The organism is Pseudomonas sp. TH37 (assembly GCF_016650735.1).
GTDB lineage: Bacteria > Pseudomonadota > Gammaproteobacteria > Pseudomonadales > Pseudomonadaceae > Aquipseudomonas > Aquipseudomonas farris.
On the sequence record NZ_JAEKFD010000003.1, the window covers coordinates 1 to 17,825 of the forward strand.

Annotated in this window: 21 protein-coding genes; 15 read left to right on the plus strand and 6 right to left on the minus strand. The window is 58.6% G+C overall.

Features of this window, described 5'->3' with window-relative positions:
- Nucleotides 1–257: 257 nt before the first annotated feature.
- Nucleotides 258–761 (minus strand): L,D-transpeptidase family protein, encoded by a 504-nt coding sequence (locus JFU11_RS09320; RefSeq protein ID WP_123719432.1) that lies wholly within the window; start codon nt 759–761, stop codon nt 258–260.
- A gap of 65 nt (nt 762–826) precedes the next feature.
- Entirely contained in the window at nt 827–1,378 is a 552-nt protein-coding gene (locus tag JFU11_RS09325; protein WP_123719431.1) for an NUDIX hydrolase, read from the minus strand.
- Between the two features lie 146 nt (nt 1,379–1,524).
- On the opposite strand from JFU11_RS09325, the gene JFU11_RS09330 reads away from it, so the two are divergent.
- The 5 genes from JFU11_RS09330 (at nt 1,525) to purT (ending at nt 4,900) form a co-directional block, all read left to right on the plus strand.
- Entirely contained in the window at nt 1,525–2,124 is a 600-nt protein-coding gene (locus JFU11_RS09330) for a CoA pyrophosphatase (RefSeq protein WP_052966546.1), read from the plus strand.
- 68 nt (nt 2,125–2,192) lie between these two features.
- Complete coding sequence (locus JFU11_RS09335) at nt 2,193–2,717, plus strand: gamma carbonic anhydrase family protein (protein ID WP_007954617.1); 525 nt, start codon at nt 2,193–2,195, stop codon at nt 2,715–2,717.
- A complete protein-coding gene (locus JFU11_RS09340) occupies nt 2,714–2,929 on the plus strand; it encodes a DUF1289 domain-containing protein (protein WP_007897551.1) in 216 nt (71 codons plus the stop codon). Before JFU11_RS09335 ends, JFU11_RS09340 begins: the two co-directional genes overlap by 4 nt.
- Before the next feature lie 232 nt (nt 2,930–3,161).
- On the plus strand, nt 3,162–3,629 hold the full coding sequence (locus JFU11_RS09345; protein WP_008014742.1) for a VUT family protein: 468 nt from the start codon (nt 3,162–3,164) through the stop codon (nt 3,627–3,629).
- Nucleotides 3,630–3,718: 89 nt separating this feature from the next.
- Nucleotides 3,719–4,900, plus strand: coding sequence for a formate-dependent phosphoribosylglycinamide formyltransferase (gene purT, locus JFU11_RS09350; RefSeq protein ID WP_123719429.1), 1,182 nt, complete (start codon nt 3,719–3,721; stop codon nt 4,898–4,900).
- Between the two features lie 127 nt (nt 4,901–5,027).
- Here the strand turns inward: purT and JFU11_RS09355 are convergent, their stop codons facing one another.
- The 3 genes from JFU11_RS09355 to ccsA form a co-directional block, all read right to left on the minus strand.
- On the minus strand, nt 5,028–6,344 hold the full coding sequence (locus JFU11_RS09355) for an MFS transporter (RefSeq protein ID WP_201060486.1): 1,317 nt from the start codon (nt 6,342–6,344) through the stop codon (nt 5,028–5,030).
- A gap of 343 nt (nt 6,345–6,687) precedes the next feature.
- Nucleotides 6,688–7,932, minus strand: coding sequence for a transporter associated domain-containing protein (locus JFU11_RS09360; protein WP_123719426.1), 1,245 nt, complete (start codon nt 7,930–7,932; stop codon nt 6,688–6,690).
- Between the two features lie 12 nt (nt 7,933–7,944).
- Nucleotides 7,945–8,757, minus strand: coding sequence for a cytochrome c biogenesis protein CcsA (gene ccsA, locus JFU11_RS09365; RefSeq protein ID WP_123719425.1), 813 nt, complete (start codon nt 8,755–8,757; stop codon nt 7,945–7,947).
- Between the two features lie 210 nt (nt 8,758–8,967).
- On the opposite strand from ccsA, the gene ffh reads away from it, so the two are divergent.
- The 5 genes from ffh to rplS all read left to right on the plus strand — a co-directional run bounded on the left by ffh (nt 8,968) and on the right by rplS (nt 12,538).
- On the plus strand, nt 8,968–10,344 hold the full coding sequence (gene ffh / locus JFU11_RS09370) for a signal recognition particle protein (protein ID WP_008014733.1): 1,377 nt from the start codon (nt 8,968–8,970) through the stop codon (nt 10,342–10,344).
- Between the two features lie 249 nt (nt 10,345–10,593).
- Nucleotides 10,594–10,845: a 30S ribosomal protein S16 gene (gene rpsP / locus JFU11_RS09375; RefSeq protein WP_003198088.1), complete on the plus strand. Its 252-nt coding sequence runs from the start codon at nt 10,594–10,596 to the stop codon at nt 10,843–10,845.
- Between the two features lie 5 nt (nt 10,846–10,850).
- Nucleotides 10,851–11,387 (plus strand): ribosome maturation factor RimM, encoded by a 537-nt coding sequence (gene rimM / locus JFU11_RS09380; protein ID WP_123719424.1) that lies wholly within the window; start codon nt 10,851–10,853, stop codon nt 11,385–11,387.
- Complete coding sequence (gene trmD, locus JFU11_RS09385) at nt 11,369–12,142, plus strand: tRNA (guanosine(37)-N1)-methyltransferase TrmD (RefSeq protein WP_177409327.1); 774 nt, start codon at nt 11,369–11,371, stop codon at nt 12,140–12,142. The genes rimM and trmD overlap by 19 nt, the downstream gene beginning before the upstream one ends.
- Nucleotides 12,143–12,187: 45 nt before the next feature.
- Entirely contained in the window at nt 12,188–12,538 is a 351-nt protein-coding gene (gene rplS, locus JFU11_RS09390; RefSeq protein WP_003175895.1) for a 50S ribosomal protein L19, read from the plus strand.
- 280 nt (nt 12,539–12,818) lie between these two features.
- On the opposite strand, the gene suhB is transcribed toward rplS, so the two are convergent.
- Entirely contained in the window at nt 12,819–13,637 is an 819-nt protein-coding gene (gene suhB / locus JFU11_RS09395; protein ID WP_064679568.1) for an inositol-phosphate phosphatase, read from the minus strand.
- Between the two features lie 146 nt (nt 13,638–13,783).
- Here suhB and trmJ point away from each other — a divergent pair, with 146 nt between their 5' ends.
- The 5 genes from trmJ to iscU all read left to right on the plus strand — a co-directional run bounded on the left by trmJ (nt 13,784) and on the right by iscU (nt 17,801).
- Nucleotides 13,784–14,554, plus strand: a complete 771-nt coding sequence (gene trmJ / locus JFU11_RS09400; RefSeq protein ID WP_052967502.1) for a tRNA (cytosine(32)/uridine(32)-2'-O)-methyltransferase TrmJ — start codon at nt 13,784–13,786, stop codon at nt 14,552–14,554.
- A gap of 2 nt (nt 14,555–14,556) precedes the next feature.
- On the plus strand, nt 14,557–15,333 hold the full coding sequence (gene cysE, locus JFU11_RS09405; protein ID WP_007903579.1) for a serine O-acetyltransferase: 777 nt from the start codon (nt 14,557–14,559) through the stop codon (nt 15,331–15,333).
- Between the two features lie 240 nt (nt 15,334–15,573).
- Nucleotides 15,574–16,065, plus strand: coding sequence for a Fe-S cluster assembly transcriptional regulator IscR (gene iscR, locus JFU11_RS09410; RefSeq protein ID WP_007903581.1), 492 nt, complete (start codon nt 15,574–15,576; stop codon nt 16,063–16,065).
- 50 nt (nt 16,066–16,115) lie between these two features.
- Complete coding sequence (locus JFU11_RS09415; protein ID WP_123719423.1) at nt 16,116–17,330, plus strand: IscS subfamily cysteine desulfurase; 1,215 nt, start codon at nt 16,116–16,118, stop codon at nt 17,328–17,330.
- Between the two features lie 84 nt (nt 17,331–17,414).
- A complete protein-coding gene (iscU, locus tag JFU11_RS09420) occupies nt 17,415–17,801 on the plus strand; it encodes a Fe-S cluster assembly scaffold IscU (RefSeq protein WP_003443374.1) in 387 nt (128 codons plus the stop codon).
- Nucleotides 17,802–17,825 lie beyond the last annotated feature (24 nt).

Sequence of the window (17,825 nt, forward strand, 5' to 3'; positions counted from 1 at the left end):
TTGGTATCTACCCGGTAGGCGTTGCCGAAGGCTGCGATCTTTTGAAATTATTTTTTCGATGCCGACCGAAGGTAGCGGCCAGAACATGAAGGAAAGGTAAGGCGATGCTTTTGTGGCGAGGGAGCTTGCTCCCGCTGGGGCGCGAAGCGGCCCTCGAATCAGCGAATGCGGTTTTAGATAGAACTTTGGGGCCGCTTCGCAGCCCAGCGGGAGCAAGCTCCCTCGCCACAAAAGCTCCTCGCCAGTGAAGGTAGCCGTTACGGACGAATCTCAATCATCGTGCCATCCGGCACCAGACCCCACACCTCGCGCATGTCCATGTTGCGCATGGCAATGCAGCCGTCGGTCCAGTCCAGCGTATGGAACAGGTCTTCGGGGTTGTCTTCGGTGTCCGGGGTGCCATGGATCATGATCATGCCACCAGGCTCAACGCCTTCGCGCCGGGCGCGGGCGGCGTCGCTGATATTAGGGTAGGAGATGTGCATCGCCAGGTTGAAGCGATCGCTGATCTTGCGCCAGTCGACCCAATAAAAACCTTCGGGGGTGCGTTTGTCGCCCTCCATCAGCTTCTGCCCCTTGGGGCGTTTACCCAAGGAAATGCGATAGGTCTTGATCGGCTTGCCGTCATTGATCAATTGCAACTGGTGGGCAGATTTGAGAACCAGAACTTTTTCGATGACTTTGCCGTCCAGCGTTTCCGTGGAGGAAGCCTGGCTGACAGCGACGAACGACAAGCAAAAAACGGCAAGCAACCAGCGCATTGAAACGATATCCCTAAGAGGTGTCGCGATTATGTATTTTATAGATGCTTTTATGTGTAGGCGCGTTAAATGATGGCAGGCTGGACGAGCGGTGGGATCGATTCGGACCGCACGGGGTAGACCTCGGTCCGCCGGTCAGCGAAGAAGCATTCTAAGGTACGCCCCACCGTGCGGAAAGCCAGTTCGCCCCAAGGGATGTCGGCTTCTTCGAACAGTTGCACTTCCAGGCTCTCGGGCCCTGCGGAAAAATCCAGGTCCACCAGCTCGGCGCGAAAGAATACATGCACCTGGCTGATGTGTGGCACGTCGATCAGCGTATAGATGCTCAGGTTGCGCACCCGGGCACAGGCTTCTTCGGCGGTTTCGCGAATGGCGGCCTGTTCGATGGTCTCACCGTTCTCCATGAACCCGGCGGGCAGGGTCCAGTAACCGAGCCGTGGCTCGATGGCGCGACGGCACAGCAACACCTTCGAACCCCAGACCGGCACGCAACCGGCAACAATATTGGGGTTCTGGTAATGGATGGTATGACAGCTATCGCAGACAAAACGCAGGCGCGAATCGCCTTCGGGAATACGCTGGATCACCGGGTTACCGCATTGGCTGCAAAATTTCATGCTTGGGTTCCTGAATGCTGCGCCTATCTTGGCGTGCAGCGGTGTCGGTCGGCAAGTTGTCGTTTCGCGACATGAGGCTGTTCGGGGCTTGGGCGGCCGGTGCGATTGGTGCATGATGCAGGGTAAGGCACAGATCGAGAAGACTCATGCTGGACGAGCTACTGCACCGGGTAAGCAATCACACGCCGCGTACGCTGGAAACCGACCTGCGTTTCCCTGAAGCCGCGGTATTGGTGCCTATCACGCGCAGTGACGAACCGGAACTGGTTCTGACCCTTCGCGCCAGCGGGCTCTCGACCCATGGCGGCGAAGTCGCCTTCCCCGGCGGTCGACGCGACCCCGAAGACCCAGACCTGATTTTTACCGCCCTGCGCGAAGCCGAAGAAGAAATCGGCCTGCCACCGGGGCTGGTCGAAGTGATCGGCCCGCTGAGTCCACTGATTTCCCTGCATGGCATCAAGGTCACGCCCTATGTTGGCGTGATTCCGGATTTCGTCGAATACCTGGCCAACGATGCCGAGATCGCCGCGGTGTTCAGCGTGCCGCTGGAGTTCTTCCGCAAAGATCCGCGCGAACACACCCACCGCATCGACTATCAGGGCCACAGTTGGTACGTGCCGAGCTACCGTTATGGCGAGTACAAGATCTGGGGGCTGACGGCGATAATGATCGTCGAGTTGATCAACCTGCTCTATGACGCGAAAATCAGCCTGCATCAACCACCCAAGAGTTTTATCAAAACCTGAAGCCGTCGCGCGTATGGCGTGAGTCTTTCTTTTCGCTAGTGAGCCTGTCTGGCCTTGAGGACAATAAGATGAAATACCGCCTGGGCGACGCCCGCGTCGAGACCCATCCGCAGAGCTGGGTCGCCCCCAATGCCGTGCTGGTAGGCAAGGTCAAATTGGAAGAGGGCGCCAACGTCTGGTTCAACGCCGTGTTGCGTGGCGACAACGAATTGATCCTGATCGGCAAGAACAGCAATGTGCAGGACGGCACCGTGATGCACACCGATATGGGCTACCCGCTGACCATTGGCACCGGTGTGACCATTGGCCACAACGCTATGCTCCATGGCTGCACGGTGGGCGATTACAGCCTGATCGGCATCAACGCGGTGATCCTCAACGGCGCGAAAATCGGCAAGAACTGCATCATCGGCGCCAACTCGCTGATCGGTGAGGGCAAGGAAATTCCGGACGGTTCACTGGTCATGGGCTCACCGGGCAAGGTCGTACGCGAATTGACCGAGCCGCAAAAGAAGATGCTCGAAGCCAGCGCCGCCCACTATGTGCACAACTCGCAGCGTTACGCCCGCGATCTGGTCGAGCAGGAAGAATGAGCACCACTGAACGACCGGTTCCATCGCCATGCGTGAATATTTGTGCGCTGGATGAGGATGACATTTGCACCGGGTGTCAGCGCACGGTGGAAGAAATCACCCGCTGGAGCCGGATGGACAACGCAGAGCGGCGCAAGGTGTTGGGGTTGTGTCATGAGCGGGCGAAGTCGAGTGGGTTGATCTGGATGTTGCCTTCCAAGTCTGACTCCTGAATTTTTTGTGGTTAGCGCGGTTTTTGTGGCGAGGGGGCTTGCCCCCGTTCGGCTGCGCAGCAGTCGTAAAGTCGGTACGCGCGGTGATTCAGGTAGAAAACAGTTGCACGTTTTAGCACTGCTACGCAGTGCAACGGGGGCAAGCCCCCTCGCCACAAAGCTCCCTCGCCGTGATCTGTGCGCTGAAGATGAAGTACCCTGTGCACCAAATTGACAGGTATCCCCCCGCCCCATGCTCTTCCTGATCGCCTACATCAGCAGCGTCGTGCTGATCAATTACGCCTTTTCCAGCGCCCCGCACCTGGACATCATCTGGTCGGCCTGGGGTGGGCTGGTGTTCGTCCTGCGCGACATGGTGCAAACCCGTTTCGGCCACGGCGCGATCGCGGCGATGCTGGTGGCGTTGGTGCTGTCCTACGTCACTTCCGACCCATCCATCGCGCTGGCCAGCGCCATCGCATTCGCCGTGTCGGAGTGCATCGACTGGCTGGTGTTCAGCATAACCAAGCGTCCATTGCATGATCGCCTGTGGATAAGTTCGGCGCTGAGCATCCCGCTGGACACCTTCATCTTCTTCGGCATGATCGATGCGTTCACTCCGGCCGTGATCCTCACCGCCATGGGCTCGAAGTTCGCAGGTGTGACAGTCGTGTGGCTGATCATGGCCTGGCGCTTGCGTAATCAGGCCGTCGTCAGCTGAAGCCAAACCCTCAGGTTCATGTAAAATGCCGCGCTTTCTCCCCATGGGAAGCGTGCTTCCCTCGATGATCCGCTTCTTGAGGACCTGAGATGACCCGTATCGGAACTCCATTGTCGCCAACCGCGACCCGCGTATTGCTGTGTGGCTGTGGTGAGTTGGGCAAGGAAGTGGTGATCGAGCTGCAACGCCTGGGCGTTGAAGTGATTGCCGTCGATCGCTACGCCAATGCGCCGGCCATGCAAGTCGCCCATCGCAGCCATGTGATCAACATGCTCGACGGCGCCGCCCTGCGTGCAGTGATCGAAGCCGAGAAACCGGACTTCATCGTGCCGGAAATCGAAGCCATCGCCACCGCGACCCTGGTAGAGCTGGAGTCCGAAGGCTTCACCGTGATCCCAACCGCTCGCGCCGCACAGTTGACCATGAACCGCGAAGGTATCCGTCGCCTGGCCGCTGAAGAGCTGGGCCTGCCAACGTCGCCGTACTACTTCGCCGACACCTTCGAGGACTACAGCAAGGCTGTCGAAGATCTGGGTTTCCCATGCGTGGTCAAACCGGTCATGAGTTCCTCGGGCAAAGGCCAGAGCCTGCTGCGCAGCGTCGATGACGTGCAGAAGGCCTGGGATTACGCTCAAGAAGGTGGCCGCGCCGGTAAAGGCCGCGTGATCATCGAAGGCTTCATTGACTTCGACTACGAAATCACCCTGCTGACCGTGCGTCACGTCGGTGGCACTACGTTCTGTGCGCCGGTTGGCCACCGTCAGGAGAAGGGCGACTATCAGGAATCCTGGCAGCCACAAGCCATGAGCCCGGTTGCTCTGGCTGAATCCGAGCGCGTTGCCAAAGCGGTGACCGAAGCCCTGGGTGGCCGTGGTCTGTTTGGCGTCGAGTTGTTCATCAAGGGTGATCAGGTCTGGTTCAGCGAAGTCTCGCCGCGCCCGCATGACACCGGTCTGGTGACCCTGATTTCCCAGGACCTGTCGCAGTTCGCGCTGCACGCACGGGCGATCCTGGGCCTGCCGATTCCCTTGATCCGTCAGTTCGGGCCTTCGGCTTCGGCGGTGATTCTGGTGGAAGGACAGTCGACTCAAACCGCATTCGCCAATTTGGGCGCTGCGCTGAGCGAGCCGGATACTGCGTTGCGTCTGTTCGGCAAGCCTGAGGTCAATGGCCAGCGTCGGATGGGTGTGGCGTTGGCGCGTGATGAGTCGATCGAGGCTGCACGGGCGAAAGCGACCCGTGCTTCTCAGGCTGTCGTGGTAGAGCTGTAACTGAGTCGCAGCTATCGCGGGCAAGCCCGCTCCCACAGGGTTTTCGGTTGATCACAAATTTTGTGTACACCTGAAATCCTGTGGGAGCGGCGGTGCGACGATTCGACTTGCCCGCGATGGCGTTTTATCAGGCAACCCGATTCAAATCGTTATGCCGCGTTTCCTTCAGGCACAACACCGCAATCAAGCTCAGCACCGCCGCCCCCGACACATACCCGCCGACATAACTCAAACCGCCCATCGCCACCAGTTTCTGTGCAAAGAACGGCGCAGCCGAGGCTCCCACAATCCCGCCCAGGTTGTAGGCCGCCGATGCGCCGGTATAGCGTACGTGGGTCGGAAACAGCTCTGGCAGCAGCGCGCCCATTGGCGCAAACGTCACGCCCATCAGAAACAGTTCGATGCACAGGAACAGCGCCACACCCCAGGTCGAGCCTTGGGTCAGTAGCGGTTCCATCAGGAATCCGGACAGAATCGCCAGCACGCCACCGATGATCAGCACCGGTTTGCGCCCGTAACGATCACTCGCCCAGGCCGACAGCGGTGTCGCGGCCGCCATGAACAGTACGGCGAAACACAGCAGAGCGAGGAAGGTTTCGCGGGTGTAGCCGAGCGTCGACACGCCATAACTCAGCGAAAACACCGTCGAGATATAGAACAGCGCGTAACACACGACCATCGCCCCGGCCCCCAGCAGCATCGGCGCCCAGTATTGGCTGAACAGCTCGACCAACGGGATCTTCACCCGCTCCTGGCGAGCCATGGCGTTGGCGAATACCGGGGTCTCGTGGAGCTTGAGGCGTACGTACAAGCCCACCATCACCAGGGCAGCACTGAGCAGGAATGGAATTCGCCAGCCCCACGAACGGAACTGCTCGTCGCTCAGACTCATGGCCAGAGTCAGGAACAGGCCGTTGGCCGCCAGAAACCCGATCGATGGACCGAGTTGCGGGAACATGCCGTACCAGGCGCGCTTGCCTTTGGGCGCGTTCTCCGTGGCCAGCAATGCGGCACCGCCCCATTCACCGCCTAGCCCCAAGCCTTGGCCGAAGCGCAGCGCGCAAAGCAGGATCGGCGCCCAGGCGCCAATGCTGTCGTAACCCGGCAGCACGCCAATCAGCGTGGTACACACGCCCATCAATAGCAGGGAGGCGACCAGTGTCGATTTGCGCCCGATGCGGTCACCGAAATGGCCGAACAGCGCCGAACCCAGTGGCCGCGCAAGAAAGGCGACACCGAAGGTGAGGAACGCCGACAGCATCTGGGCGGTGCCGGAGGTCTGCGGAAAAAACACCGGCCCGATCACCAGCGCTGCTGCGGTGGCATAGACGTAGAAGTCGTAGAACTCGATGGCCGTGCCAATGAAACTCGCGGTGGCTACTCGGGTGGCGGAGTTTGTTGGTTGGACAGGCGCGGTGTCGCTGAACGTTGTGCTGGTCGTCATGCGGTAATCCCTGACAGTCATGTGCCCCAGTGGAGCGAATTATTATGGTCGAATACCCAGGGATGTGGGTGGAGGCACGGTCGCTGTTCAAGGTAGGAACAGTCGTCGCAGTGGTGCGGATATCGTCGATGATCTGGCCGGAACCTGCTGCGTGCGGGGTAAGCACGTGGTTCGGCGGGAGCTTGGGTAAGCGGCTTGATTATAGGAAGGCGGCTAATGATTGAACAAGGGTATGGATATTGAAAAAGATCGCAGCCTCGCTTCGCTCGACAGCTCCTACAGTTTGGAATGCACTCCCTTGTAGGAGCTGTCGAGCGAAGCGAGGCTGCGATCTTTTAACTATCTAACGGCTAGAGGCAATCGCAGGCGTGGAACTGGTATGCCAGATCAGCACCCGCGTGACGCGATTGTCTTCCGTCTCCAGAATCTCCAGCCGATAACGCCCGATCTTCAGGCAAACCGCACTGTCGGGAATCGTTTCCAGCGCCTCGGTCACCAACCCGTTGAGGGTTTTCGGACCATCGCTGGGCAAGTGCCAGCCAAGGCTTTTGTTCAATTCGCGAATCGACGCCGCACCCTCGATGACCAGGCGACCATCGGCCTGCGGTTGGATGTGCGGATTATCCAGGTTGTGCTGGCTTTCAAATTCACCGACGATTTCTTCGAGAATGTCTTCCAGGGTCACGATGCCCAGCACTTCTCCGTATTCGTCGACCACCATGCCCAAACGTCGCTGCTGCTTGTGGAAGTTCAGCAATTGCAGCTGCAGCGGGGTGCTTTCCGGTACGAAGTACGGTTCGTGACTGGCTGCCAGCAGCGCTTCCAGAGTCAGGCTTGAGTCCGGCAGCAAATGACGGATCTGGCGGGTGTTGAGCACCGCTTCGACCTGATTGATGTCGCTGTGGAATACCGGCAGGCGGGTGCGTCTGTTATGGCGCAGTTGCTCGATGATTTCTTCGAGGGAATCGTCCAGATTGATTCCGTCGACGTCACTGCGCGGCACAAGAATATCGTTGACCGTGATGTTATCCAGCGCGTGGATACCTGACAGTGAATGCGGGCGACTGGCTGCGTGTTCGTGATCGTCGCGCCGATCTGCCGGTATCTCGTCTTCGCTTTGCTGCACCACGTTGATTTTGCGGGCGAATGGTCGCATCAGCAGTTGGCTGATGGCATTGAGTAACCAGGCCGCCGGGTAGACGATCTTCAAGGGTATGCCGAGCAGCGTGTTGCCCAGGGTCAGAACAGCATCCGGATAGCGCACGGCCAGGGTGCGCGGCAGGTAGTCGGCGAACACCAGCAGCACCGCGCTGGCACCGAGGCAGGCAATCCATGGACCGTTTTGTGCCCAGGTGAAAATCGCCAGCAAGGTGCTGATGACCACCACCAATGCGCGGCACAGGGTGTTGCAGAGGATCAGGCTGTTCAGTGGGAAGTTCAGCTTGGCCGGCGGTTTGTCGCTCGAGCGCGAGGCCGTGCGCTGCGCCAGCAATTGCTGTTGTGCAATTTCGATGGCGGTAAACAGCCCCGACCATAAAATCAGCAGGGCCAGCACCGCGAGCATCGGCCCTATGGGCAAGTCGTCCATTAATGCCGCCCGTCAGATATGCAGAATGTATTCGCGGACCAGCTTGCTGCCGAAGTACGCCAGCATCAGCAGGCAAAAACCGGCAAGGGTCCAGCGGATGGCTTTGTGTCCGCGCCAGCCGAGGCGGTTACGCCCCCAAAGCAGCACGCTGAACACGATCCAGGCCAGGCACGCCAGCAGGGTTTTATGCACCAGGTGCTGGGCGAACAGGTTCTCGACGAACAGCCAGCCGGAGATCAGCGACAGAGACAGCAGGCTCCAGCCGGCCCAGAGGAAACCAAACAGCAGGCTTTCCATGGTTTGCAGCGGCGGGAAATTCTTGATCAGCCCGGACGGATGCTTGTGTTTGAGCTGATGGTCCTGAACCAGCAGCAGCAAAGCCTGGAACACCGCGATGGTGAACATGCCGTAAGCGAGGATCGACAAGAGGATGTGGGCGAGGATGCCAGGCTCTTCGTTAATGATCTGCACCGTGCCAGCGGGGGCGAACTGTGCCAGCACCACGGTGGCGGCGCCCAGCGGGAACAGCAATAGCAGCAGGTTTTCCACCGGAATTCGCGAGCAGGCCAGCAGGGTCAGGGCGATGACCGCCGCGGCAATCAGGCTGGCGGCGCTGAAAAAGTCCAGGGCCAGGCCGATCGGTGTCAGCAGATAGGTGATCAGGCTGACGCTGTGGGCCAGCACGGCCAGCACACCGAGCGTGACCAGCAGGCGCTTGTTCGCCTTGGCGCCGGTCGCCAGACGAGTGCCTTGATAGAGGGTCGCAGCGGCATATAAGCAGGCGGCGGCGAGGGTGGTAAGCAAACTGGGTGACAAGGGGAGCATAAATCCTGTTAGGCAAGCCCGAAAGGCGCTGAGTTTGGCATAGAACCCCCACAGCACGAAAGACCAAGCAACCTGACGGCGAGGTGTCCGCCAGACGCAGTCTTCGCTATAATCCGCGACCTGCCCACGCCGCAGGCTCGCCGAGCACATGTTTATTCCGGTCTGGGCCGCCATTATCCCGGTCTACACAGGGCCTGAAAGGATCGCGCAATGTTTGAAAACTTAACCGACCGTCTCTCGCAGACGCTGCGCCATGTCACCGGCAAGGCCAAGCTGACCGAAGACAACATCAAAGACACCCTGCGCGAAGTGCGCATGGCGTTGCTCGAAGCCGACGTCGCCTTGCCGGTGGTCAAAGACTTCGTCAACTCGGTCAAGGAACGCGCTGTTGGCACCGAGGTGTCGCGCAGCCTGACGCCGGGCCAGGCCTTCGTGAAAATCGTCCAGGCCGAACTCGAAAGCCTGATGGGCGCGGCCAACGAAGACTTGAACCTGAGCGCCGTTCCTCCTGCCGTCGTGTTGATGGCCGGTTTGCAGGGGGCGGGTAAAACCACCACCGCCGGCAAACTCGCGCGCTTCCTTAAAGAGCGCAAGAAGAAGTCGGTCATGGTCGTGTCCGCGGACGTTTACCGTCCGGCGGCGATCAAGCAGCTTGAAATGCTCGCGGGTGAAGTTGGCGTTACCTTCTTCCCGTCCGACCTGAGCCAGAAACCGGTCGACATCGCGCAAGCAGCTATTAAAGAAGCAAAACTGAAATTCATCGACGTGGTCATCGTCGATACCGCCGGTCGTCTGCACATCGACGAAGAGATGATGGGCGAGATCAAGGCGCTGCACGCCGCAATCAACCCGGTCGAAACCCTGTTCGTGGTCGATGCCATGACCGGCCAGGACGCCGCCAACACGGCCAAGGCCTTCGGCGATGCACTGCCGCTGACCGGTGTGATCCTGACCAAGGTCGACGGCGATGCCCGTGGTGGTGCCGCGCTGTCGGTACGTGCCATCACTGGCAAGCCGATCAAGTTCATCGGTATGGGCGAGAAGAGCGAAGCGCTCGAACCGTTCCATCCTGAGCGTATCGCTTCACGCATCCTCGGCATGGGCGACGTGCTCAGCCTGATCGAGCAGGCCGAACAGACCCTCGACAAAGACAAGGCCGATAAACTGGCCAAGAAGCTGAAGAAGGGCAAGGGCTTCGACCTTGAAGACTTTCGCGATCAGCTGCAGCAGATGAAAAACATGGGCGGCCTCGGCGGCCTCATGGACAAACTGCCGAACATCGGCGGTGTGAATCTGGCGCAAATGGGCAACGCCCAGGGCGCGGCAGAGAAGCAGTTCAAGCAGATGGAAGCCATCATCAACTCCATGACCCCGGCCGAGCGCCGCGACCCTGAGCTGATCAGCGGTTCGCGCAAGCGCCGGATCGCCATGGGTTCCGGCACTCAGGTGCAGGACATCGGTCGCTTGATCAAGCAGCACAAGCAGATGCAGAAGATGATGAAGAAGTTCTCCGCGAAAGGCGGAATGGCCAAAATGATGCGCGGCATGGGCGGTATGTTGCCCGGCGGCGGCATGCCAAAGATGTAAAGTATTCACGCAAGGGCTTGCCCTTGCATCTCCCACATGGAAGTGGGATCTCCAGCAAACCCGCACTTGGCGGGAGCTGACTGGCCGTTTTCAACGACGGCTCTATAGCAAATCTGGATGGCGACCGATAGGCCGCCGGAAAAAGACATTTGCAAAAGTCCGGATATTCCTTAGAATATGCGGCCTTTCGGGCACCTATGCCCGCTGTGCCTTTAGATTTGCAGCACCGACTACAGGAACGATGTTCACATGCTAACAATCCGTCTTGCCCTTGGCGGCTCCAAAAAGCGCCCGTTTTACCACTTGACCGTAACCGACAGCCGCAACCCGCGCGACGGTTCGCACAAGGAACAGGTTGGTTTCTTCAACCCTGTTGCTCGTGGTCAAGAAGTTCGTCTGTCCGTGAACCAAGAGCGCGTAGCCTACTGGCTGAGCGTTGGTGCACAACCTTCTGAGCGCGTTGCTCAGTTGTTGAAGGAATCTGCTAAGGCTGCGGCCTGAGCAATATGAACGCGACGCCAGCTATTGCCGATGATTTGATCGTTATTGGCAAAATTTATTCTGTTCATGGCGTTCGCGGCGAAGTGAAGGTGTATTCCTTTACTGATCCGACTGAAAACCTGTTGCAGTACAAAACCTGGACGCTCAAGCGCGAAGGTAATGTGAAACAGGTCGAGCTGGTCAGTGGACGTGGGAGCGACAAGTTCCTGGTCGCAAAGCTCAAGGGTCTTGATGATCGTGAAGAAGCACGTCTTCTGGCTGGTTATGAGATCTGTGTGCCGCGCAACCTGTTCCCTGAATTGACCGACGGCGAGTACTACTGGTACCAGCTGGAAGGTCTGAAGGTTATTGATCAACTCGGGCAATTGCTCGGGAAAATCGATCATCTTCTGGAAACCGGCGCCAATGATGTAATGGTGGTCAAGCCTTGCGCTGGCAGCCTGGATGATCGCGAACGCCTGTTGCCCTATACGGAGCAATGCGTGTTGGCTGTCGACCTTGCCGCAGGCGAGATGAAGGTGGAATGGGATGCGGACTTCTAAACGTGGCTAACCTGCGCGTAGAAGTGATCAGTTTGTTTCCCGAGATGTTCTCCGCCATCAGCGAGTACGGCATCACCAGTCGGGCGGTGAAACAGGGGCTGTTGCAGCTTACCTGTTGGAATCCGCGAGACTACACGACGGATCGACATCACACTGTGGATGATCGCCCATTTGGCGGTGGTCCGGGCATGGTGATGAAGATCAAGCCCCTGGAAGATGCGTTGGTTCAGGCCAAGGCAGCAGTCGGGGAGGCGGCGAAGGTAATTTACCTGTCCCCCCAAGGCCGTCAACTGACTCAGTCGGCGGTACGCGAGTTGGCGAATCTGGATGCATTGATCCTGATTGCCGGCCGCTATGAAGGCATTGACGAGCGTTTTATTGATGCTCATGTCGATGAAGAGTGGTCGATTGGCGACTATGTACTGTCTGGCGGTGAGCTGCCGGCGATGGTCCTGATCGATGCGGTTACACGACTGCTGCCTGGAGCTTTAGGGCATGCGGACTCCGCCGAGGAAGATTCCTTTACGGATGGTTTGCTGGATTGCCCGCACTACACCCGACCGGAGGTGTATGCGGATCAGCGTGTTCCCGACGTATTGCTAAGTGGCAATCACGCGCATATCCGGCGTTGGCGTTTACAGCAGTCCCTTGGTAGGACCTTTGAACGACGCGCCGATCTTCTGGAAAGCCGCTCGCTTTCTGGAGAAGAGAAGAAGCTGCTCGAGGAATACATCCGCGAGCGGGACGATAGTTAACAACGTATCGATGGTAGATCCGACGATTTACCTTAGGAGCACAGCATGACTAACAAAATCATCCTTGCACTCGAAGCAGAGCAGATGACCAAAGAGATCCCTACCTTTGCCCCGGGCGACACCATTGTCGTTCAGGTGAAAGTGAAGGAAGGCGATCGTTCGCGTCTGCAAGCGTTCGAAGGCGTAGTTATCGCCAAGCGTAACCGCGGCGTAAACAGTGCTTTCACCGTTCGTAAAATCTCCAACGGTGTTGGCGTAGAGCGTACTTTCCAGACCTACAGCCCGCAAATCGACAGCATGGCCGTTAAACGTCGCGGTGACGTACGTAAAGCCAAGCTGTACTACCTGCGTGACCTGTCTGGTAAAGCAGCTCGCATCAAGGAAAAACTGGCTTAAGTCCAGCTTCCGATGCCGAAACGCCAGCCTGTTCAGGCTGGCGATTCAAGAAAATGCCTCGTATCGAAAGATACGGGGCATTTTTCGTTATGGTGCGGAGCCTGTAGGGGCGAGCGGTGCGGCGATCCGACTTGCCCGCGAAGAGGGTGTGTCAGTCGACATTGATGTTGCCTGGTACGCCGCCTTCGCGGGCACAGGGATTGTGCGACGTTGGGTTTTTTTCTGCGCAAAAAAAACGCCCCGAACAAGTCGGGGCGTTTTCTTGAGATGCTTCGAGCGTTTAACGCTTCAGCGAAGCTGGCAGGTGCGGCTGGATCGCCGTCAGTACTGCTTTGAAGCACTTGGTGTTGCCGGCGACGATGTGGCCTTTCTCAAGGAAGTCGTGACCGCCGGTGAAGTCGCTCACCAAGCCGCCAGCTTCCTGGATCAGCAGGGCGCCTGCAGCCATGTCCCACTCGGACAGGCCCGACTCCCAGAATGCATCGAAACGGCCGGCAGCTACGTAGGCCAGGTCCAGGCTCGCCGAGCCAGCGCGGCGGATGCCGGCGGTCTGGCCAACCAGGGCGCGGAACATGCCCAGGTAGTTGTCGAGGTTGTCCATCTGGTCGTCACGGAACGGGAAGCCGGTACCCAGCAGGGCGCCGTCCAGGCTGGTGCGGCCGCTGACGCGCAGGCGACGACCGTTCAGTTGGGCGCCGCGACCACGGCTGGCGGTGAATTCTTCCTGGCGAACCGGGTCCAGAACAACAGCGTGCTCCAGGCGGCCACGGTATTTGCAGGCAATGCTGACAGCGAAGTGAGGAATGCCGCGCAGGAAGTTGGTGGTGCCGTCCAGCGGATCGATGATCCACAGGTACTCTTCGCCTTCGATGCCGTTACCGGCGTGCATGCCGGTTTCTTCACCCATGATCGAGTGATTAGGGTAAGCCTTGCGCAGCGCATCGATGATTTTCTGTTCGGCGGCGCGATCCACCTCGGATACATAATCCTTGGCGTCTTTTTCGTCGACCTTGATGGTATCCAGGCGCTCGATGGAGCGGAAAATCAATTCACTGGCGCTGCGGGCGGCGCGCAGCGCGATATTCAGCATGGGCTGCATGGATGTGTCACCTAAGGTTGTTAAAGAAAGCCGGGCATTCTATCAGAAAGTTTCTACAGGTGAAGGTCGGTGTTCGCTTTCGTAGCTTAACGGTAGGATGAACTGTAAGATTCTGCTCCCTAATTCTGTGTTCGAGAGCGCCTCCCTTGCTGCAAAACATTCGTGTCGTCCTGGTCAATACCAGTCACCCCGGAAATATCGGCGGGGCTGCGCGTGCCATGAAGAACATGGGCCTGTCGCGGCTGGTGCTGGTCGAACCGCGGTTGTTCCCGCATCACGAAGCCGATGCGCGTGCGTCCGGCGCCGGTGACATCCTTGAAAATGCTCAGGTCGTCGCCACTTTGGAAGATGCCTTGGTCGGCTGCAATCTGGTGCTTGGCACCAGCGCCCGCGATCGTCGCATTCCCTGGCCGTTACTCGATCCCCGCGAATGCGGTGTGAAGGTGGTCGAAGAGGCGGGGCAGGGTGCCGAGATCGCATTGGTGTTCGGTCGTGAAGATTCCGGCCTGACCAATGAAGAGCTGCAGCGATGTCATTATCACGTGCACATCCCATCAGACCCTGAGTTCAGTTCGCTGAACCTTGGGGCAGCGGTGCAGGTGTTGAGCTATGAGGTGCGCATGTCCTGGTTGGCGGCTGCTGGTCAGCCGAGCAAGGTCGAGAAGGATGAAGTGGCATCCACCAAAAGTGGTGAGCTGGCGACCATGGATGAGCTGGAGCGATTCTATGAGCACCTGGAGCAGACGCTGGTGGCCATCGAATTTCTCGACCCGGAAAAACCACGGCACTTGATGGCGCGCCTGCGCCGGTTGTACGGACGCAGCTCGGTCAGCCGGGCGGAAATGAATATATTGCGTGGCATCCTCACGGAAACCCAGAAAGCGGCCCGTGGCGAGCTTCTAAAGCGGAAGGATTAATGATGTTCGAGCGTTTGCGTGAAGATATCCAAAGTGTTTTCCATCGTGACCCGGCGGCGCGTAATGCTTTTGAGGTTCTGACGTGCTACCCGGGCATGCACGCCATCTGGATCCATCGCCTGTCGTCAGCGTTGTGGGGTATGGGCTGGAAATGGCTGGCGCGGCTGGTATCGAACTTCGGTCGCTGGTTGACCGGGATCGAGATTCATCCGGGTGCCAAGGTCGGTCGTCGCTTCTTTATCGACCATGGCATGGGCATCGTTATCGGTGAGACCGCCGAGATCGGCAACGATGTCACTCTGTATCAGGGCGTGACCCTCGGCGGCACCAGTTGGAACAAGGGCAAGCGTCACCCGACTCTGGAAGACGGCGTGGTGGTCGGGGCGGGCGCCAAGGTGCTCGGCCCGTTTACGGTGGGTGCCGGGGCCAAGGTGGGTTCCAATGCCGTGGTCACCAAGGCGGTTCCGCCCGGGGCGACGGTGGTGGGGATTCCGGGACGGATCATCGTCAAGTCCGATGAAGAGCAGGACGCCAAGCGCAAGGCCATGGCCGAGAAGATCGGTTTCGATGCCTATGGTGTCGGCGAAGACATGCCGGACCCGGTGGCCCGAGCCATTAACCAGTTGCTCGATCATCTGCAGGCTGTAGATGGTCGACTTGAAGGGATGTGCGGGGCGCTGAAGGACCTGGGTAGCAATTACTGTGCGAAAGATCTGCCTGAGCTGCGCGAAGAAGACTTTGCCTGTGTGAAGGACAAGGATCAGAGCCAGGCCAGCTAAACCGAGTCAACTTCATCGCGAGCAGGCTCGCTCCCACAAATTTGAAATGCGGTTTCCTGTGGGAGCGAGCCTGCTCGCGATGAACGATAACGCGCAATTGCTGGCTGTACGCAGCCAGCCTTTGCTATGATGCGCGCGCTCTTTTGCGGGTAAACCTGAGTAAAGTACTAGGTCTTATAGTTGACTTAAATACTCGGGAATTGCATACTCGCCCCATTCCGAACTCCGTGGTAATTGTCCATGCGACTGACTACAAAAGGCCGATACGCCGTGACCGCCATGCTTGACCTGGCGTTGCACGCGCAGCACGGGCCGGTGTCCCTGGCCGATATCTCCGAGCGCCAAGGCATCTCCCTGTCCTACCTCGAGCAGCTTTTTGCCAAATTGCGCCGCAGCAATCTGGTGTCCAGTGTTCGCGGTCCGGGCGGTGGCTACCAATTGTCCCGAGACATGCAGGGCATCCAGGTCGCCCAGGTGATCGATGCGGTCAACGAATCGGTCGATGCAACCAAATGCCAGGGCCAAGGTGATTGCCATCAAGGCGACACCTGCTTGACCCACCACTTGTGGTGCGATCTGAGCCTGCAGATTCACGAATTTCTGAGCGGTATCAGCTTGGCTGACCTTGTAACTCGCCGTGAGGTGCAAGAAGTAGCCCAGCGTCAGGACCAGCGTCGTTGCAACAGCAAGGCGCCACGCCTGGACAAGATTGAAGCGTCCGCCGTCGAATGACAGCCAAAGAGCTAGCGGCACGCCAGCCAGCCTGATTTAGGAGATAGTCCATGAAATTGCCGATTTACCTTGATTACTCTGCGACGACCCCGGTTGATCCACGTGTCGCGCAAAAGATGAGTGAATGCCTGCTGGTCGACGGAAACTTCGGTAACCCGGCGTCCCGTTCCCACGTGTTCGGCTGGAAAGCTGAAGAGTCCGTCGAGAACGCTCGTCGTCAGGTCGCTGACCTGGTTAACGCCGACCCGCGTGAAATCGTCTGGACCTCCGGTGCCACCGAGTCCGACAACCTGGCAATCAAGGGTGCGGCGCATTTCTACTCCACCAAAGGCAAGCACCTGATCACCACCAAGATTGAGCACAAGGCTGTCCTCGACACCATGCGCCAACTGGAGCGTGAAGGTTTCGAAGTGACCTACCTCGACCCTCGCGAAGATGGTCTGGTTACTCCAGAGATGGTTGAAGCTGCCCTGCGCGACGACACCATCCTGGTGTCGATCATGCATGTGAACAACGAAATCGGCACCATCAACGACATCGCAGCCATCGGCGAACTGACCCGCTCCAAGGGGATCCTGTTCCACGTCGACGCCGCTCAGTCCACCGGCAAGGTCGAGATCGACCTGTCGAAACTGAAAGTCGACATGATGTCGTTCTCTGCCCACAAAACCTACGGCCCTAAAGGCATCGGCGCACTGTACGTCAGCCGCAAGCCGCGTGTTCGCATCGAAGCGACCATGCACGGCGGCGGTCACGAACGTGGCATGCGCTCCGGCACCCTGGCGACCCACCAGATCGTTGGCATGGGTGAAGCTTTCCGTGTAGCCAAGGAAGACATGGCTGCCGAGAACGTACGCATCAAAGCCCTGAGCGATCGTTTCTTCAAGCAGGTCGAAGGCCTCGAAGAGCTGTACGTCAATGGCAGCATGACTTCCCGCGTACCGCACAACCTGAACCTGAGCTTCAACTACGTTGAAGGCGAGTCGCTGATTATGGCGCTCAAGGATCTGGCGGTTTCGTCCGGTTCGGCCTGCACCTCGGCATCGCTTGAGCCTTCGTACGTATTGCGCGCCCTGGGCCGCAACGACGAACTGGCACACAGCTCGATTCGCTTTACCTTCGGCCGTTTCACCACCGAAGAAGAAATCGACTACGCCGCGCAGAAAGTCTGCGAGGCCGTTACCAAGCTGCGCACCCTGTCGCCGCTGTGGGACATGTACAAAGACGGTGTCGACATTTCGAAAATCGAGTGGGCGGCACACTGATTTCAAGTCGCCGCAAACCGGCCCTGTAAAACTACGGTTCGCAGGGCTTAAGAGCGACTCTCTGATGAGTGAGGATTAAGAATCATGGCTTACAGCGAAAAGGTCATCGACCACTACGAGAACCCGCGCAACGTCGGCAAGATGGACGCGGAAGATCCTGATGTCGGCACCGGCATGGTCGGCGCTCCGGCGTGCGGCGACGTGATGCGCCTGCAGATCAAGGTCAACGAACAAGGCATCATCGAAGACGCCAAGTTCAAGACTTACGGCTGCGGTTCGGCGATCGCCTCCAGCTCCCTGGCGACCGAGTGGATGAAAGGCAAGACTCTGGATGAAGCAGAGACCATCAAGAACACTCAGCTGGCCGAAGAACTGGCTCTGCCGCCAGTAAAAATTCACTGCTCCGTACTTGCTGAAGACGCTATCAAAGCGGCCGTTCGCGACTACAAGCAGAAGAAAGGCTTGATCTGACTTTCAAGATTTGGCGACGAGTAA

What these genes read in the sequence shown, in the direction of transcription:
- JFU11_RS09320 (WP_123719432.1), bottom strand. Translation starts at nt 761, where the DNA reads ATGCGCTGGTTGCTTGCCGTTTTTTGCTTGTCGTTCGTCGCTGTCAGC.
- JFU11_RS09325 (WP_123719431.1), bottom strand. Translation starts at nt 1,378, where the DNA reads ATGAAATTTTGCAGCCAATGCGGTAACCCGGTGATCCAGCGTATTCCC.
- JFU11_RS09330 (WP_052966546.1), top strand. Translation starts at nt 1,525, where the DNA reads ATGCTGGACGAGCTACTGCACCGGGTAAGCAATCACACGCCGCGTACG.
- JFU11_RS09335 (WP_007954617.1), top strand. Translation starts at nt 2,193, where the DNA reads ATGAAATACCGCCTGGGCGACGCCCGCGTCGAGACCCATCCGCAGAGC.
- JFU11_RS09340 (WP_007897551.1), top strand. Translation starts at nt 2,714, where the DNA reads ATGAGCACCACTGAACGACCGGTTCCATCGCCATGCGTGAATATTTGT.
- JFU11_RS09345 (WP_008014742.1), top strand. Translation starts at nt 3,162, where the DNA reads ATGCTCTTCCTGATCGCCTACATCAGCAGCGTCGTGCTGATCAATTAC.
- purT (WP_123719429.1), top strand. Translation starts at nt 3,719, where the DNA reads ATGACCCGTATCGGAACTCCATTGTCGCCAACCGCGACCCGCGTATTG.
- JFU11_RS09355 (WP_201060486.1), bottom strand. Translation starts at nt 6,344, where the DNA reads ATGACGACCAGCACAACGTTCAGCGACACCGCGCCTGTCCAACCAACA.
- JFU11_RS09360 (WP_123719426.1), bottom strand. Translation starts at nt 7,932, where the DNA reads ATGGACGACTTGCCCATAGGGCCGATGCTCGCGGTGCTGGCCCTGCTG.
- ccsA (WP_123719425.1), bottom strand. Translation starts at nt 8,757, where the DNA reads ATGCTCCCCTTGTCACCCAGTTTGCTTACCACCCTCGCCGCCGCCTGC.
- ffh (WP_008014733.1), top strand. Translation starts at nt 8,968, where the DNA reads ATGTTTGAAAACTTAACCGACCGTCTCTCGCAGACGCTGCGCCATGTC.
- rpsP (WP_003198088.1), top strand. Translation starts at nt 10,594, where the DNA reads ATGCTAACAATCCGTCTTGCCCTTGGCGGCTCCAAAAAGCGCCCGTTT.
- rimM (WP_123719424.1), top strand. Translation starts at nt 10,851, where the DNA reads ATGAACGCGACGCCAGCTATTGCCGATGATTTGATCGTTATTGGCAAA.
- trmD (WP_177409327.1), top strand. Translation starts at nt 11,369, where the DNA reads ATGGGATGCGGACTTCTAAACGTGGCTAACCTGCGCGTAGAAGTGATC.
- rplS (WP_003175895.1), top strand. Translation starts at nt 12,188, where the DNA reads ATGACTAACAAAATCATCCTTGCACTCGAAGCAGAGCAGATGACCAAA.
- suhB (WP_064679568.1), bottom strand. Translation starts at nt 13,637, where the DNA reads ATGCAGCCCATGCTGAATATCGCGCTGCGCGCCGCCCGCAGCGCCAGT.
- cysE (WP_007903579.1), top strand. Translation starts at nt 14,557, where the DNA reads ATGTTCGAGCGTTTGCGTGAAGATATCCAAAGTGTTTTCCATCGTGAC.
- iscR (WP_007903581.1), top strand. Translation starts at nt 15,574, where the DNA reads ATGCGACTGACTACAAAAGGCCGATACGCCGTGACCGCCATGCTTGAC.
- JFU11_RS09415 (WP_123719423.1), top strand. Translation starts at nt 16,116, where the DNA reads ATGAAATTGCCGATTTACCTTGATTACTCTGCGACGACCCCGGTTGAT.
- iscU (WP_003443374.1), top strand. Translation starts at nt 17,415, where the DNA reads ATGGCTTACAGCGAAAAGGTCATCGACCACTACGAGAACCCGCGCAAC.